The sequence below is a fragment of the Streptomyces sp. Ac-502 genome (assembly GCF_045222935.1).
Lineage (GTDB): Bacteria > Actinomycetota > Actinomycetes > Streptomycetales > Streptomycetaceae > Streptomyces > Streptomyces monomycini.
This window is the reverse complement of record NZ_JBHFFO010000001.1, coordinates 261,245-275,807: the sequence shown is the minus strand read 5'-3', so window position 1 is coordinate 275,807 and position 14,563 is coordinate 261,245. Positions and strand designations below refer to the sequence as shown.

Genomic DNA, 14,563 nt, shown 5'->3' with positions numbered 1-14,563 from the left:
GGGCCGAACCAGGGTGCGGCGTGAGCCTTGCCGCTCAAGAGCGGACACAAGTTCATGCCCCGCACACGTACAGGCCCGATGCCCGTAGGCCGGAGTGCACCCCGCACCGTGATCTTCACCAACGACAGGGGGACACCCCGTACAACTCGCGCATACGGAGCCGCACATGGACCGCAGAGCCCTTCTCGCCGCAGGCGGTGGCACCGCGCTGGCGGCCGCCACCAGCGTGCCTCAGGCCTTCGCCACCCCGCTCACGGGCTCCGGCCTGGGGGCTGCCGTACGGTTCAACGTCATCAGCGACATCCAAGGGGACCTGCGCGACTTCGGCCGGGCCCTGGACGACATGGCGGCCGTCAACCCCCACAGCGTCGGCCTCGCCGTCGCGGGCGACATCACGCCGCGCGGTTACGACGCCGAGTATGCGCAGGTCAGCGCCGAGCTGGCACGCCACTCGCACCCGCGCGAGGTCGCCTGGGCGATCGGCAACCACGAGTTCTACGTACCGAAGTGGCGCGACCCCGGCACCCTCTCCCAGGACACCTGGCCCAACCACACCACCGAGGACTCCCTCTTCCGCAGCTTCCACCGCTTCGCCCGGCGCGGCACGGTCCACGCGGAAACCACCTTCGGCGGCGTTCCCGTGCTGACCCTCGGCACCGAGCGGTACGCGCATTACCACGACCCGAAGCTCTGGGACGAGGTCTGGATCAGCGACGCGCAGTTCACGTGGCTGGAGGACCGTCTGTGGCACTGGTCGCGCCGCCGCAAGCCCGTCATGGTGATCACCCACCACCCCCTGCCCGACACGGTCTCCGGCACCCGCAACAAGCTCTACGCGAGCGACTACCTCCAGGCGGACCGTCTCCTGGGCCTGCTCGGCCGCCATCCGAACGTCTTCCTGTTCAGCGGCCACACCCACTGGGACCTGGAGCTCTCCGACTGGGTGGTGCGCCGGGTCGTGCCCGGTACGGCCAACCTGAGCGGGTTCACGGTGGTCAACACGGGTGCCATCCAGACCGGTTACCGGGACGACGGCAAGGGCGGAGAGGTCTCCGTCGGCGGGACCTTCAACCAGGGACTCCAGGTCGAGGTGCGCCGCGACGCGGTCGTCATCAAGGCCCGTGACTTCGCCCGCCGGGCCTGGCTGAAGGAGATCACGGTGCCGCTGGCACGTTGAGCGGGCGCCGACGCGGCCCGTTCCCAACTTACAGCCGAGCTGTTAGCCTGCCTGTAAGTTCTTCGAGGAGGGTCGGCCATGACATTCGAACGTCGTGCTCTTGAGATCGCCATCCTGGTGTGCCCCGGCTACATGCCGGTCGACATCATCGGGTTCCACACCGCCTTCGGCCTGCGTCCGGACGTGAATCTGCACCTCGTCTGGAAGAACCTGGACGAGGTCGCCGGTATGCCGCACTTCCCCACCCGGGCGACGACCACCTTCGAGGACTGTCCCGCGGACCTCGACGTCCTGTACGCCGGTGCCGTGCCGGCGGAGATCTTCGAGGACGAGGAGGTGCTCGCCTTCCTCGCGGACCGGGGGAGCCGGGCAACCTGGGTGGCCGGAGTGTGCGCCGGGTCGCTGCTGCTGGGTGCGGCGGGCCTGCTGCTCGGGTACCGCGCGACGACCAACTTTCAGCTGCACGACCACCTCGCGCACTACGGTGCCGTACCGGCCCGCGGCAATGTCGTGGAGGACCGCAACCGGATCACCGCCGGCCCGGCGACCGGAAGCTTCGAGATCGGGCTGCGGCTCATACAGGCCTTCTTCGGTGACGACGCCGCGCGGAAGTCCGAACTCATGATGGAGTACGCGCCCCGGCCCCTGTTCGGCGTGGGCACCCCGGAGCAGGCCGGTCCGGAACTGACCGAGCAGCTCCTCGCCACGAGCGCCGACATGGGCGCCGGCTTCGCGCAGGTCGCCGAGCGGGCGGCCCGGCGACTCGGCGTCCACGCCCGAACGGCATAGCTGACGGTACGGCCGGGAGGCGCGGCGTGGCCGAGGGGATTCGGTGCCGCCGCGCTTTCCGGTTGCGCATCGAAGGGTGCAGTCCGTCCGTTTCGCTGCCCCCGGGGCGCCCGGTACGGCAAGGTCGTACCACCATCGCGGCCGTACGGCAGGGCGGGCCGGGATGGACGAGGGCAAGGAGCGCGCGGTGGAAGAGAGCTGGACGGCCGACGAGTACGGGGCGTCGCACGAGGGGACGGTCAAGGCCCTCCTGGAGGACGGCAGCACCGCCGAGCCGGTGTACTTCGACATGGGCTCCGGGGGCTACGTACCGAGCACCAGCCACTGGAGCGTCTACGACGGCCGGAGTGCGAGAACACCACGCGCGTCCGCGTTCCGCGCCGCGTGCGCGTGCGGTTGGACGGGTGCCCGTCACGTCCTCGACTGGGACCAGGCCGGCGACCAGCCGCTGCACGCGGCCGCCGCCGCGGACGCGGACCGGTGCATGACGGACTGGGACCGGCACATCATGGAGGTGGGTGAGGCGACCGTCCCGGTGCCCGAGCGGATCGCCGAGCTGCTGGAGAAGCTGGAGGCGGAGGTCGAGCGGTACACCGAGGAGTCCCCGGCGGGGGCCGTCAAGATCGCCCGCCGTATGGAGATCTCGGCGGCCGGGCTGGGGTACTGGGCGGCCCGCAAGGCCCGTGGCGCGATGTCCCAGGAGGAGGTGGCCGCGGCCCTCGGCCTGAACGCCCGCCAGGCGGCGAGTCTGCTGGCCCGCTTCGGCCGGTGGAGTCCGTACGCCTGACCCTGGGGCGGGCTGCGGGCTGCGGGCTGCGGGCTGCGGGTGCGGCCTGCGGGGGTGTTCGCCGTTCCGTCCGGGTCTTGGAACCGGCACGGGAGTGCGGTTTGACTTAGGTATGAGGCCATACCTAAAGTGTCCGCATGACCGTCTCCCGTGCGTCCGGCCAGGACACCCACCGCATCGCCTCCGGGCTCGCGGCCGTCCTGCCCGCACTGCACCGGGCTCTCGACCGGCGGATCGTCCAGGACCTCCCGTTCCCCAGGCTTCCCGAGAGCCAGATCGCGCTGCTGCGGCACGTCGCCGAACACGACGGCGTCACCGTGCGCGCGGCAGCCGACGCGCTGCTCGTCAAGCCCAACAACGTGAGCGCCCTGGTCACCCAGCTGGCCGCCCAGGGGCTCCTGGAGCGCAGGCAGGACGCGGCCGACAAACGGGTGGCGCACCTGCACCTGACGGCCAAGGCCCGGCGCCAGGTCGCCGAGGTCGACAATCTGGTGGACGGCTACCTCGTCGAGGCGCTGCACGCCCTCACCGACGCGGATCTCGACGCCATCGGGTCCGCTCTCGGCGCTCTCCAGGGACTGGCGCAGCGGATCCATCCTGCTGCGGACTGACGAACCGGACTGACACCCCGGGCCGTCGGTCCGGGCCGATACCCGCAATGCCGACCGGAATTGACGGCCCGTCGGCGGCCGACGGCTGTGCCGTGGCCCCCGCCGTGCCGTGTTCCACACCCCGGCAGCGTCCCGCAGTCACCCGTAGCCGCGCACTCCTGTAGCGCCACGCCCCTCCTCATACATCTCCCTTCGAAGAAGCAAGGCATCGCCATGTCCTCCTCCGTCATGGGCCACTCACCCATGCCCACCCACGCTCCGCCCGCGCCGCCGGAACCGGCCCGGGGGCGCCGCGGTCACCCCTGGCTGACGCTCGTCGCGGTCGCCTTCGGCCTGTTCATGGTCGGTCTGGACGGTTCGGTCGTCTCGATCGCGAATCCGGAGATCGGCCGGGACCTGCACGCCTCCACCGCCGACCTGCAATGGGTCACCAACTCCTACCTGCTGGCCCTGGCCGCCACGTTGATCCTCGGCGGCAAGCTCGGTGACCGGTTCGGCCGGCGTACCTTCTACCTGATCGGTGTCGCCGGTTTCGCCCTGGCGTCCGTCGCCATCGGCCTGTCCGGCTCGATCGAGGGCGTCATCGCCTTCCGCGCGGTGCAGGGCTTCTTCGGCGCGCTGCTGATGCCCAACACACTGGGGCTGCTGCGCGCGGTCTTCCCGCCGAAGAAGTTCGGTATGGCGGTGGGTATCTGGGCGATGGTGTCGTCCGTGTCCACGGCACTCGGCCCGATCGTCGGCGGCCTGCTCGTCGAGCACGTCACCTGGGAGTCCGTCTTCTACATCAACGCCCCCATCGGCGTCGTGGCCCTGGTGTTCAGCGTGCTGGTCCTGCCGCAGAGCAAGAGCCCGGCCGGCCGGCACCGCTTCGACATCCCGGGCGTCATCCTCCTCGCGCTCGGCCTGCTCCTCGTCGTCTTCGGCGTCGTCAAGGGGGAGTCGTGGGGATGGGGCGCCGGTTCGACCCTCGGCGTGCTCGCGGCGGGCATCGTCGTGCTGCTGGCGTTCGGCTGGTACGAGACGCGCCTCGGGCGTCCGTCCCCGGCCTCCCGGACCGGTTCGGCCGCGGAGCAGCGGGGGCACCCCATCCTGCCGATGCGGCTGTTCCGCAGCCCGGCACTGACCATCGGTACGGTCATCACCGCCGTCAACTTCTTCGTCCTGCTCGGCGTGATCTTCTTCGTCATGCTCTACCTGCAGAACGTACGCGGCTTCACGCCCGTCGAAGCCGGTGTACGCACCCTGCCGCTCAGCCTGGCCTCCGTGGTCGCCTCGCCGCTGGGGGCGAAGCTCACCGAGCGGTTCGGCGCCCGGCTGTCCATGCCGCTGGGCATGGCGCTGCAAGCGGGTGCCTCCTTCGGCGTCCTCGGCTGGGGTGTGCACTCCTCGTACGCCGCCATGTGGCCGCCGTTCATCGCGCTCGGCCTCGGCGTGGGCATGGTGATGGCCGCCTCCTCCGACGCGATCGTCGGCAACGCGCCGGTCAGTGACGCGGGAGTGGCCGGCGGGCTGCAGGCCACCGCGCTCCAGGTCGGCGGCGCGCTGGGCACCTCCGTACTGATGTCCCTGATCAGCAGCAGGGTCGGCGCCACCCTGACGGACGAGCTGACCTCGGCCGGTGTTCCCGCCCCCGTGGCCGCGCGGATGCACGAGGCCAAGGACGCGGTCGCGATGGGTGTGTCGCCGGTCGGCGACGGCATGCCGCACCAGCTGAAGTCCGCGGTCGTCGAGGGGAGCGGCCAGGCATTCATCAACGGTGTGCACACCGCGGCCCTCGTCACCGGGGTGCTGTGCGTGATCGGCGCGGTGCTGGCCGCGGTCGGCGTCCGACGCGATCCGCAGGCGCCCGCCGGGCACTGAGAACAGCGGACCGGCCCGGACGGGGCGCGCCTGTGCAGGACGGGCGCCCCGGCCGGGCCGTTGTGGCGTTGGGGGAGCGGGCGACGGCCGCTCGCTATGTCTGCGGGACGTTCTTGACGAACACGAGCCCGTCGCTGTCCGCCAAGTGGGCCGGATCGAGCGGGGCGTAACCGAACCAGGGAGAGACGCGGGCCACGAGCGGCGTGTCACCGAGGGCGGTGGCCAGCCGGTGAGCGTCGACGACGTAGCGGTCCTCCGGGAGCGCGTACAGGAGTCCTTCGACGGTGTCCGCCGGTGGGGCGTCCACCTCGCGGTGCCGCATCGTGCCGAGGGCCGTGGCCAGGACGGCGTACTCCTCGCCCAGACGGGCGCTCACGATCGCGCCGGCGCTCCACCACTCCAGCAGGGGGTGGTCCCACATGCGCAGGGAACTCTTGTACCGCTGGAGGTGGGCGTTGTGTGCGTGGACCAGGGTCGGGCCCCGGTCGGCGAGGGTGAGGAGGTTGTCGGCCATCATCTGGTCCCGTATGCCCAACAGGTGGGTCATACGGCTCGGTGACGTGTCGGCCATCCAGAAGTGGTAGCGGAGCAGGCCGGTGGCGGTGCGCCCGTACAGGCACGCCCGGTCCCAGGCGTCCCGTGAGGTGGCCGCGATCAGGTGGGGCGTGTGGGCGTGCAGCAGTGCCTGCAGATCGTCGGCGAGCAGCCGCAGTTCCCTGGCCTCGGCCGACCGCCCCACGGACTGCGACGGGTCCGTCATCACGGCGGGATCGGTCCACTGTTCGTCGGTGCCGAGCAGTTGGTCGAGTGTTTCCGGAGTACAGGGGAGCAGGTCCGGGGCCACCCAGGTGGCGAGGTAGCGGTGGAGGGCGGTGAGGACCTGCCGGGGGCTCGCGGCGTTGGTGATCTCCAGGGGGCCGTCGAAACCGGCGAAGCGCAGCTGCCCGGACGCCGGCCGGCCGTCGTTGTACGCCCGTGCCCACCGTACGAGTTCACGGTTGGCCGCGGACGCGCCGAACCCGTGGCTGAAGCCCCGTTCCATGACGTCGTCGAGCGTGCCGGTGCCCGCGGTGAGGTAATCGTCCACGATCAGGCCGGCCAGGCAGTCGCTCTCGATCGCGATGGCGCGGTACCCCTCCTGCTCGACGAGTCGCTGGAACAGTTCGTTGCGCAGGTCGAGCAGGGTGTCCTCCCCGTGGGTGGGCTCGCCCAGGGCGAGCAGTCGCGGCCGGGCCGGGAGCAGCCGCATGACGGCGGCGGCTTCGACGGCATGGACGGTGTCCTTGATGTCGGATGCCATGCCTTCAACGGTATCGTTGAACCTTCGGTTGAAGCTTTTGCTGTCTGAGGGCGGGGAAATGGGTAAGAACCTTCAAAACGAGGGACGGCTCAGGCCGATCGACCTGGCGCGCGGGCACGGCCTGTCCACGCAGGCCGTCAGGAACTACGAGGAGGACGGAATCCTCCCGGCCGCTGACCGGACACCGCACGGCTACCGCACCTACACCCCCTGCACGCACTTGCCCTCCGGGCTTTCCTCGCCCTGATGCCCGGCCACGGCCACCAGGTGGCGGCGTCGATCCTGCGGGCGGTGAACCAGGGTGAAGCCGATGAGGCGTTCCGTCTCATCGACGCGAGCCACGCCCAGCTCCTCGAAGACCGGCGCACCCTCCAGGCCGTCGAGAGCGCCATCCGTGACCTGACGCGGCACCCGGTGTCCGAGGCCGACGCGGCGCCCGGGGCGGACACCGTGTCCGCACCCGACGCGGCCTCGGAGACCGGCGGCACATTCATCGGGCCGCTGGCGGGAAAGCTCGGCATCCGGCCCGCGACGCTCCGCAAATGGGAGAACGCCGGACTGGTACGCCCGCGCCGCGACCCGCTGACCGGCTACCGCGTCTACGACGCCTCCGACGTACGGGACGCCCGCCTGGTCCACCAGCTCAGGCGGGGCGGCTACCTGCTGGAACAGATCGCCCCGCTGATCGAACAGGTGCGGGCGGCAGGCGGGCTGGAGCCGCTGGAAGGCGCCTTGCGTGACTGGCGGGGGCGCCTGTCCGCCCGTGCCCGCGCGATGCTGACCGGCGCCGCGGAGTTGGAGGCGTACCTCCGCGAACGTGGTTGAACGCCCGGAGCCGACGGCCGGGTCGCGGACCGATGGGGCTGCTCGGTCTGCTCGTACCGTTCGGACTGCTCCGGTTGCTCGTACTGTCCGGACCGCTCGGGTTGTTCGTACCGTTCGGACTGCTCGGGCTGCTGTCCGCTACGGCCGCGGTGCGGAACGGGCCGCCGCCGACGCCCCGGGGCCGTCTTCGCCGGAGACCGTTCGCAGGTCGGTGTCCCAGTCCAGCTGGGCGATCAAGGTGTCGTCGCCAGGGCGCTGCGGTGACGGTGCCGATCCGGTGCGCGGGGGCGTGCGGGTACCGCGCGAAATCTGCCCGCTGACGGTGATGTTGTGCTCGACGCGAGGGCGGCGGCACGTCTCGTAAAGGGCGAACGCGCTCGCCGGGTCGGGCGCGTCGCGCAGGGATTTGGCCAGGATCACGGCGTCCTCCAAGGCCATGGAGGCGCCTTGGCCCGTGGCCGGCGACGCGGCGTGCGCGGCATCACCGATGATCAGCGTCCGCCCGGAGTGCCAGGGAGTGCCGGGCGGGATCTCGGTGGCGTTCGTGGCCATGATGCCGTCCGTGGACGCGGCGACGATGTCCGCGGCGGGCGTGGCGTCCGCGCGCAGCAGGGCGACGAGGCGCTCGCGCCGGCGTACGGGGTCGAGGTCCGCGCGGTCTTCGGCGGAACCGGCCTCGGAGGCGACCCGGGCGAACCAGTACGTCTCCCGGTCCGGCGAGACCGCGTAACCGAACGACGCTTTGCTGCCCCGCACCATGGTGATGTGACCGGTCTCTTCCGTCACCGGGGCACTGCGGGTGTAGCCGTAGAACACGCGCTGCCCCGCATGGACGGGTTCCGCGCCAGGGGCGATCGACCGCCGGAGGGTCGAACGCACCCCGTCCGCGCCGACGAGCAGATCACCGGTGGCGACGCTGCCGTCCGCGAACCGCGCGGACACCTGGTGCGGCCCGTTCTCGAAGGACACCAGCCGCGCGCCGTGCACGATGTCGATGCCCCGGCGGACGGCCTCGGCTTGCAGGGCGGCGTTCAACTCGCCGCGGCGCAGGCACCGGTACCGCAGGCGAGCGTCGTCGGCCTCGCCCATCGGAGCGTGCGCCACCTCGCTGCCCCGGTCGTCGAGCAGACGCAGGGAACGCAGCGGAAAGCCGATCGAGGTGACCGCGTCCGAGGCACCGAGCTGCGCCAACGCGCGCATGCCGTTGCTGGCCAGGGTCAGGAAGGCCCCGATGTCCTCCGCCGTTTCGGGGTGCGCCTCGTGCACGACGACGTCGAATCCCGCCTTGCGCAGCCCCAACGCGGCTGCTGTGCCGGCGATGCCGCCACCGATGACCAGTATGCGTTCCACGATCCACTCCGCTCTTCTGTGCGGGTTCCATTCTGCGGCCAGTCCACATGCGGTCCGCGTCCGGCTCATCCGCCGGAGCGGGGTGGCGGGCGCGGTACCCGACGGCCCGCGCCCGCCACCGTACGAACCGTACGAGAGGGCGCCGCAGCCCCGTACGACCGGACTGTCCACGTCGGTCCGCACGAGCTTGAGGGTCTTCTGCTGGTCACCACCGACCGCGTCGGCGAGGTCGACGGTTCCAGGGCCCCTGAGCTGGGCACATGGTGGTGTCCACGCCGGCCTCAGCGGCGCAGGACGGTCTCCCGCCCCATGTGCGACAGCTTCTCGGGGTTGCGGACGGCGTAGAGCCCGGTGATGAGCCCGTTTTCGAGGTGGGCCGTCAGGACGGTGTCCAGCTCGCCGTCGAGGTGGATGACCAGCGCCGGGCCGGCATTGATCTGGGCGGGCCGCAGCGATATCGCCGCGGTCTTGCGCATCCCGCCGACCAGCAGGCGGGACACCTTGTCGACTCCGACGATCGGCCGCAGGACGGCTTGCTTGACCCCGCCGCCGTCGCCGAGGAGGACGACATCCGGTGCGAGGATGTCGACCAGGGTCTGCAGATCGCCCGTCTCCACCGCTCGCCGGAACGCGTCGAGTGCGTCACGTGTCTCGGTCGGGGAAACGGTCCCGCGCGGCCGGCGCGCCGCGACGTGCGCCCGTGCCCGGTGCGCGATCTGGCGGACCGCGGCCGGGCTCTTGTCGACGGCGTCGGCGATCTCGTCGTACCCGAGGTCGAAGACCTCACGCAGCACGAACACCGCCCGTTCGGTCGGCGAGAGTGTCTCCAGCACCAGCAGCATCGCCGTCGAGACGCTGTCGGCCAGCTCGACGTCCTCGGCCACGTCGGGTGTGGTGAGCAGGGGTTCGGGCAGCCAGGAGCCGACGTAGGACTCCTTGCGGCGGCCGAGCGTACGCAGCCGGCCCAGCGCCTGGCGGGTGGTGATCCGGACCAGGTACGCGCGTTGCTCCCGTACCGTGGCGAGATCGACGCCCACCCACCGCAACCAGGTCTCTTGCAGGACGTCCTCCGCGTCGGCGGCCGAACCGAGCAACTCGTAGGCCACGGTGAACAGCAGGTTGCGATGGGTGATGAACACCTCGGTGGCGGGGTCCGTACGTCCGCCGTCGGCGAGCCGCCCTGCCCCGTCCTCTGCGTGCTCGCTGGACTCACTCTTCACCGGGTTCACGGGCTGCTCCTGCCTTCTCGCTTCCGACCGTGCTACGCGCACAAGACGCCGCACACCGCCGCTCTGTGACATCCACGAGCGGTGGTGTACGTCACACGGCCGCCCTGTCACAGGGAGCGGGGCACCGGCGTCTTGTGGTCGTTCAGCGCACACCACGAGTGAGGACGACATCATGAACGGCACCCGTTTCAACCTGTTCGAGAACGAGTTCGGCGCCAAGTTCGCCAAGCGGTTCGCCAACGCCGGCCTGTTCGTCCAGCAGTCGTCGCTGCCGAAGTCGACGCAGGAACTGATGGCGCTGCGCGCCAGCCAGATCAACGGCTGCGGCTGGTGCATCGACATGCACACCAAGGACGCCGCGGCCAACGGTGAGACCGCGGTCCGGCTCAACCTGGTCGTCGCCTGGCGCGAGTCCACCGTGTTCACCGACGCCGAGCGGGCCGCGCTGGCGTTCACCGAGGAAGGCACCCGGCTCGCCGACGCCCACCAGGGCGTCTCCGACGCGACCTGGGCCCAGGTGCGCGAGCACTACGACGACGACCAGACCGCGGCGCTGATCGCCGTGGTCGCCCTGATCAACGCGGCCAACCGGCTCGCTGTGATCACCCACCAGCAGGGAGGCACGTACGAGCCCGGCATGCTGGCTGCCGCGGTCAACTGACCGGCGAGCGGGGGCGGGGGGGCCGCCCCGGGCCGCGCCCGTCCGGCCCCCTCGGTGGGGCCGGAGCCCCGGGTCAGGCCGTCGAAGGGGCGGCTGGTCCGGGCCCCTTCGGCTCCCAGCACCGCAGATCACCGCACGAGCCCCGCCAGAACGTCCGGTGTGGGCGGGGCTCGGCAGGGCGCGGAAACTGCTTCTCCGCGGCGTGGTGCGCTGTCGAGCGGGAGCACGACGACGTGCCGGGGCAGGGGGTCAGCCGCGGTCCCACCCCGGTACGGACCAGAGCCTGCTCAACCGTTTCGCTGGCCACCGTCAGTTCCAGGCTCCCCTGAGCGGCATGCACGGCGCCGCGTATGCCCAGGAGGGTGTAGAGGCTGGCGTTGTCGCACCACGTGATGCCGGACAGGTCGAGCCGTAGCCGGCGGTGACCGGACTTCAGGTGGGCGACCGTGGCGTCGCACAGCAGGCGTACCGTACGCACGTCGAGTTCGCCGACGACCCCCAGTTCGGTGGCGCCGCCGGCCTCGCGGCGGGTGCGGACGGTCAGCCGGAGATCGGGTGGCTCGACCAGCGGGAGCCGGAGAAGAGCGGCCATGAGGGGCGGGCTGCTGCGCATCGGTCCCTCCAGAAGGCCGTCGGGCGGGCCCAAGGCACGGCCCTGCGAACGCCGACCAGACTTCCCGGCACACCCTGCGCCCTCCGGCGCATTGAGGTCACGGTAGCGGCCGCGGCCCCGACGCGGAAGCTGAGCCGCCGAAAGGGCCTCGGGAGGCGCAGCGGCCGGACTTCAGTGCGGCCGGGGCCCGGCCCAAACCGTCCGGACCGGGCCCCGGCCGCCCCACTCGGCAACGGTCGGTCTCACCGCGGGTACGTGAACTCGTCGGCCGGACCGGTCCGCGAGGTGGCTGCGCCGACCGTCACGGTGACGTCCACGGCGCCCTTGTCGTCGAAGAGCCGGTGCGGTGCCGTCACCGTGATCCGGGACGGGGCTGCACACTGTCCACGGTCGCCGCGACATCCTTGCATAGCGCCCCTCGGCGCCCCTCAGCGCTTCTCGGTGGCGTTGAACAGGCGTCGGGTGCCGGTCAGGTCCAGGAGCTGGGTCATGGCGCGGTTGCTGGTGCGGATGGTGACGGTCTTGTTCTGCTGCTGCGCCCGGCTGCGCAGGCGCAGCAGCGTGCCGAGCCCCGCGCAGTCGCAGAAGTGCACGGCGTCGAGGTGCAGATCGAGGCCGTGGACGGAGTGGCCGAGGGCCGCGTGCAGGCCCGGTTCGGCGTGCCGGCCGGTGTCCAGGTCGAGGTCTCCCCGGATCGCGACGCGTGTGCGGTCGCCGTCCGCGGTGACCTCCAGGGCCAGGAGACACGGTTCGGAGACCGCACATGCCGCGGCGGCGCGGCGGATGGCGCGGTCGGTGTCCTGCTGGATGAAGGGGGTGCGCAGCGCGCAGGCTCCGGCATGGCCTTCCTCTTCCTCGTCGGCTCACCTGCCTCCGCGTCCAGGCTCACCCCTCCGGCCATACACGTCAACCGATACATGAAGGATTTTACGTGCATCTGTATGCGTGAATCGTCCGTCGGTAGAATCAACGCATGACCGACGTGCCCGAGCCGCACAGCGGGTGGACGTTCGTGACCAGCCACGCGCGGGTGCTGGCTGCCATCGCCGACGATCACCATGCCCGTATCCGTGACACCGCAGCCCGTTGCCGGCTGACCGAACGCGCCGTTCAGAAGATCATCTCCGACCTGGAGAGCGACGGTTACCTCTCGCACGTCCGGGAGGGGCGCTCCAACAACTACCGGATCGAGCCCGGCAAGATCCTGCGCCACCCGGCCGAAGCCGGCCTGACGGTGGCGTCGCTGCTCTCGCTGCTCGTCCAGGACGAGGTGGACCGCGTGGCGCCGCCCGACGAGCGCCGCCGGCCCGGCGCGAGCTGACTTCGGGTCACGCGCGGGCCGGTGCGGCGCCGACGCAGGGCCAATGCCGCTCGCCGGCCTCTTCACGGTGCTCGGTGCGGCGGCTACCAGGGCACGGTCCGCCCCTGGTGGTCGACGAAGTGGAGGCCGGGCTTCCCCGGTGGTTCTCGATCGTCTCCGCCACCCCGGGGACGCTCTCCTCCACGCTGAGTTCGGCTTCCATGCCGCCGAGTTCGGTGCGCACCCAGCCCGGGTCCATCAGGAGCAGGGTGCGCGGGTCCCCGGCGTAGCGGGCGGCGTGGCAGCGCATCAGCTGGTTCAGCGCGGACTTGCTCGCCCGGTACAGGTCCTGGCCGCCGTCGGTGTTCAGCGTGATGCTTCCCTGGTCGGAGGACATGACGCCGATGGTCCCGGTCGGCACGACCAGTGGGCGCAGGGACTCCACGACCCGCATCGGGCCGAGCGCGTTGGTGACCATGACCTCGGTGAACATCTCCGTCGGCACCTCGCCGATCGGGAGGTCGCCGCGGGTGATGGCGGCGTTGACGAAGAGCAGGTCGAGGGGGCGCCCGGCCAGCCGGTCGCGCAGTGCCACTATCTGGTCAGGGTCGGTCATTTCCAGCGACTCGACGGTCAGCCGCCCCTCGGACGTCTCGGCCAGTTCGTGCAGGCCGGTGCGCCGGCTGCCGCGCACCGTACCGATGACGTGCCGGCCGCGGCGGAGGAACTCGGCAGCGAGCCCGAGGCCGAGCGTCCGGGAGGCGCCGACGATGAGAGCGGTCTTGTGGGTGTCGGTCATGAGAATCCTGTCGTGGGTCGGCGTGTGAGTGTGCTGCGGACGGGTTGTGCGTGTCGTGACGGGGGATCGTCGTACCGCGGCCGTCGTCGGACGGCATCGTCTGCCGACGGCCGCTCGCCTCGGGGAGCGACTGTGGCAGCGGGCACGGTGCTGACGGCCGTGTCCGGCCCGGGTGGATGCGGAGCGGCCGGCCTTCAGGCCGGGCGCATCGAAGTCCCCACGTCCGCACGGCGATCGGCGGTGGCGGTCTCCAGCGGGGTGCGCGGGACCTGGCTGCCGACGCCGCCCACCGCGACGGTGGCGACGATCATGACTCAATTCTCCGAGCGGTGCGTTCGGACGTCCAATACTCTTGCGACCACATTGATACCGTTACGGCATGGATCTGGACCTGGATCTGCGAAAGCTCCGCTATTTCGTCGCGGTGGCCGAGCATCAGCACTTCGGCAGGGCGGCGCAGGCGCTGTTCATCGCGCAGCCGGTCCTCAGCCGGCAGATCCGCGCGTTCGAGCAGGAGCTGGGATGCCAGTTGCTCACGCGCACCACACGCAGTGTCGAACTGACCTCCGCCGGACGGCAGCTGTACGACGAGGCGCGCGCCATCACCACGGTGGTGACCGCGGCGCTGCGGCGTGTGCACGAGGCCGTGCGGGGCGAGCAGCGGCTGATCGTCGCCTTCTCGCCCGGTCTGCACGTGTCGGAGGCGATCCGGACGTTCACGGCGAGCCGTCCGGAGGTCGAGATCGATGTGTTCCCGCTGCGCTGGTGGGAGCAGGACGCGCCGCTCCGCGACGGCCGGGCGCACGTCGGATACCTCCGGCGCCCCTTCGACGACGCGGGGCTGCGCACCGTCCCCGTCGGACAGGAGACCAAGGTCGCGTGCCTGCCCGTGACCCATCCGCTGGCGGCCCGGCCCACCCTCACCTCGGCCGATCTCGCCGGTGAACCGATTCTCGACGTCAGGACCCGGCGGACGTCCTCACTGGAGGAGAAGTTCGAGCTCATCGCCTCCGGGCAGGGCATCGCGCTCGTCCCGCTCAGCGTCGCGGGCTCGTACTCCCGCCCTGACCTCGTCTACCTGCACGTCACCGACTCCTTGCCGGTCGGCACCTGCCTGGCCGTACCGGAGAGCGGCTGCACGGACCTCGTACGGGACTTCCTGGACATCGCCACCGCGACCTTGCGCAGGCCCTCCGGCGATACGGAGACGGAGCGCCCGCGCAGGGGCATGGCAGGGGAGTGATGCCGGGTCGGCGCAGCGG

The 14,563-nt window shown here is 71.2% G+C and carries 14 protein-coding genes and 2 pseudogenes; 10 read left to right on the top strand and 6 right to left on the bottom strand.

The window, feature by feature from the left end; genetic code table 11:
• Positions 1 to 166: 166 nt before the first annotated feature.
• The 5 genes from ACEXOX_RS01355 to ACEXOX_RS01335 all read left to right on the top strand — a co-directional run bounded on the left by ACEXOX_RS01355 (position 167) and on the right by ACEXOX_RS01335 (position 5,224).
• Positions 167 to 1,177, top strand: coding sequence for a metallophosphoesterase family protein (locus ACEXOX_RS01355; protein WP_406518575.1), 1,011 nt, complete (start codon positions 167 to 169; stop codon positions 1,175 to 1,177).
• Between the two features lie 78 nt (positions 1,178 to 1,255).
• On the top strand, positions 1,256 to 1,966 hold the full coding sequence (locus ACEXOX_RS01350; protein ID WP_406518574.1) for a DJ-1/PfpI family protein: 711 nt from the start codon (positions 1,256 to 1,258) through the stop codon (positions 1,964 to 1,966).
• Positions 1,967 to 2,129: 163 nt separating this feature from the next.
• A complete protein-coding gene (locus ACEXOX_RS01345) occupies positions 2,130 to 2,753 on the top strand; it encodes a hypothetical protein (RefSeq protein ID WP_406518573.1) in 624 nt (207 codons plus the stop codon).
• A gap of 137 nt (positions 2,754 to 2,890) precedes the next feature.
• Positions 2,891 to 3,364, top strand: coding sequence for a MarR family winged helix-turn-helix transcriptional regulator (locus ACEXOX_RS01340; RefSeq protein WP_406518572.1), 474 nt, complete (start codon positions 2,891 to 2,893; stop codon positions 3,362 to 3,364).
• Between the two features lie 213 nt (positions 3,365 to 3,577).
• Positions 3,578 to 5,224, top strand: a complete 1,647-nt coding sequence (locus tag ACEXOX_RS01335) for an MFS transporter (protein WP_406518571.1) — start codon at positions 3,578 to 3,580, stop codon at positions 5,222 to 5,224.
• Between the two features lie 94 nt (positions 5,225 to 5,318).
• Here ACEXOX_RS01335 and ACEXOX_RS01330 read toward each other — a convergent pair whose 3' ends face one another.
• On the bottom strand, positions 5,319 to 6,524 hold the full coding sequence (locus tag ACEXOX_RS01330) for an erythromycin esterase family protein (RefSeq protein ID WP_406518570.1): 1,206 nt from the start codon (positions 6,522 to 6,524) through the stop codon (positions 5,319 to 5,321).
• A gap of 58 nt (positions 6,525 to 6,582) precedes the next feature.
• Between ACEXOX_RS01330 and ACEXOX_RS01325 the strand changes: the two are divergent.
• Positions 6,583 to 7,349, top strand: a pseudogene (locus ACEXOX_RS01325) (TioE family transcriptional regulator).
• A gap of 138 nt (positions 7,350 to 7,487) precedes the next feature.
• On the opposite strand, the gene ACEXOX_RS01320 reads toward ACEXOX_RS01325, so the two are convergent.
• Both ACEXOX_RS01320 and ACEXOX_RS01315 read right to left on the bottom strand, forming a co-directional pair.
• Positions 7,488 to 8,699, bottom strand: coding sequence for an FAD-dependent oxidoreductase (locus ACEXOX_RS01320; RefSeq protein WP_406518569.1), 1,212 nt, complete (start codon positions 8,697 to 8,699; stop codon positions 7,488 to 7,490).
• A 281-nt stretch (positions 8,700 to 8,980) separates the two neighbouring features.
• On the bottom strand, positions 8,981 to 9,919 hold the full coding sequence (locus ACEXOX_RS01315) for an RNA polymerase sigma-70 factor (RefSeq protein ID WP_406526189.1): 939 nt from the start codon (positions 9,917 to 9,919) through the stop codon (positions 8,981 to 8,983).
• A gap of 181 nt (positions 9,920 to 10,100) precedes the next feature.
• Here ACEXOX_RS01315 and ACEXOX_RS01310 point away from each other — a divergent pair, with 181 nt between their 5' ends.
• Entirely contained in the window at positions 10,101 to 10,589 is a 489-nt protein-coding gene (locus ACEXOX_RS01310) for a carboxymuconolactone decarboxylase family protein (RefSeq protein ID WP_406518568.1), read from the top strand.
• Between the two features lie 73 nt (positions 10,590 to 10,662).
• Here ACEXOX_RS01310 and ACEXOX_RS01305 read toward each other — a convergent pair whose 3' ends face one another.
• A complete protein-coding gene (locus ACEXOX_RS01305) occupies positions 10,663 to 11,202 on the bottom strand; it encodes an STAS domain-containing protein (protein ID WP_406518567.1) in 540 nt (179 codons plus the stop codon).
• A gap of 428 nt (positions 11,203 to 11,630) precedes the next feature.
• A complete protein-coding gene (locus ACEXOX_RS01300) occupies positions 11,631 to 11,849 on the bottom strand; it encodes an STAS domain-containing protein (RefSeq protein WP_406526188.1) in 219 nt (72 codons plus the stop codon).
• Between ACEXOX_RS01300 and ACEXOX_RS01295 the strand changes: the two genes are divergently transcribed.
• Both ACEXOX_RS01295 and ACEXOX_RS01290 read left to right on the top strand, forming a co-directional pair.
• A complete protein-coding gene (locus tag ACEXOX_RS01295; RefSeq protein WP_406518566.1) occupies positions 11,790 to 12,179 on the top strand; it encodes a hypothetical protein in 390 nt (129 codons plus the stop codon). The two genes, ACEXOX_RS01300 and ACEXOX_RS01295, sit on opposite strands and share 60 nt — an antisense overlap.
• Positions 12,176 to 12,523, top strand: a complete 348-nt coding sequence (locus tag ACEXOX_RS01290; protein WP_406518565.1) for an ArsR family transcriptional regulator — start codon at positions 12,176 to 12,178, stop codon at positions 12,521 to 12,523. The genes ACEXOX_RS01295 and ACEXOX_RS01290 overlap by 4 nt, the downstream gene beginning before the upstream one ends.
• An 83-nt stretch (positions 12,524 to 12,606) precedes the next feature.
• Here the strand turns inward: ACEXOX_RS01290 and ACEXOX_RS01285 are convergent.
• Positions 12,607 to 13,301: pseudogene (locus ACEXOX_RS01285) on the bottom strand (SDR family NAD(P)-dependent oxidoreductase).
• A gap of 385 nt (positions 13,302 to 13,686) precedes the next feature.
• Here ACEXOX_RS01285 and ACEXOX_RS01280 point away from each other — a divergent pair.
• On the top strand, positions 13,687 to 14,544 hold the full coding sequence (locus tag ACEXOX_RS01280) for a LysR family transcriptional regulator (RefSeq protein WP_406526187.1): 858 nt from the start codon (positions 13,687 to 13,689) through the stop codon (positions 14,542 to 14,544).
• Positions 14,545 to 14,563 lie beyond the last annotated feature (19 nt).

Excerpts from the sequence above, each read along its gene's own strand:
- ACEXOX_RS01290 (WP_406518565.1), top strand. The coding sequence starts at position 12,176 with ATGACCGACGTGCCCGAGCCGCACAGCGGGTGGACGTTCGTGACCAGC.
- ACEXOX_RS01355 (WP_406518575.1), top strand. The coding sequence starts at position 167 with ATGGACCGCAGAGCCCTTCTCGCCGCAGGCGGTGGCACCGCGCTGGCG.
- ACEXOX_RS01310 (WP_406518568.1), top strand. The coding sequence starts at position 10,101 with ATGAACGGCACCCGTTTCAACCTGTTCGAGAACGAGTTCGGCGCCAAG.
- ACEXOX_RS01345 (WP_406518573.1), top strand. The coding sequence starts at position 2,130 with ATGGACGAGGGCAAGGAGCGCGCGGTGGAAGAGAGCTGGACGGCCGAC.
- ACEXOX_RS01350 (WP_406518574.1), top strand. The coding sequence starts at position 1,256 with ATGACATTCGAACGTCGTGCTCTTGAGATCGCCATCCTGGTGTGCCCC.
- ACEXOX_RS01340 (WP_406518572.1), top strand. The coding sequence starts at position 2,891 with ATGACCGTCTCCCGTGCGTCCGGCCAGGACACCCACCGCATCGCCTCC.
- ACEXOX_RS01305 (WP_406518567.1), bottom strand. The coding sequence starts at position 11,202 with ATGCGCAGCAGCCCGCCCCTCATGGCCGCTCTTCTCCGGCTCCCGCTG.
- ACEXOX_RS01335 (WP_406518571.1), top strand. The coding sequence starts at position 3,578 with ATGTCCTCCTCCGTCATGGGCCACTCACCCATGCCCACCCACGCTCCG.
- ACEXOX_RS01330 (WP_406518570.1), bottom strand. The coding sequence starts at position 6,524 with ATGGCATCCGACATCAAGGACACCGTCCATGCCGTCGAAGCCGCCGCC.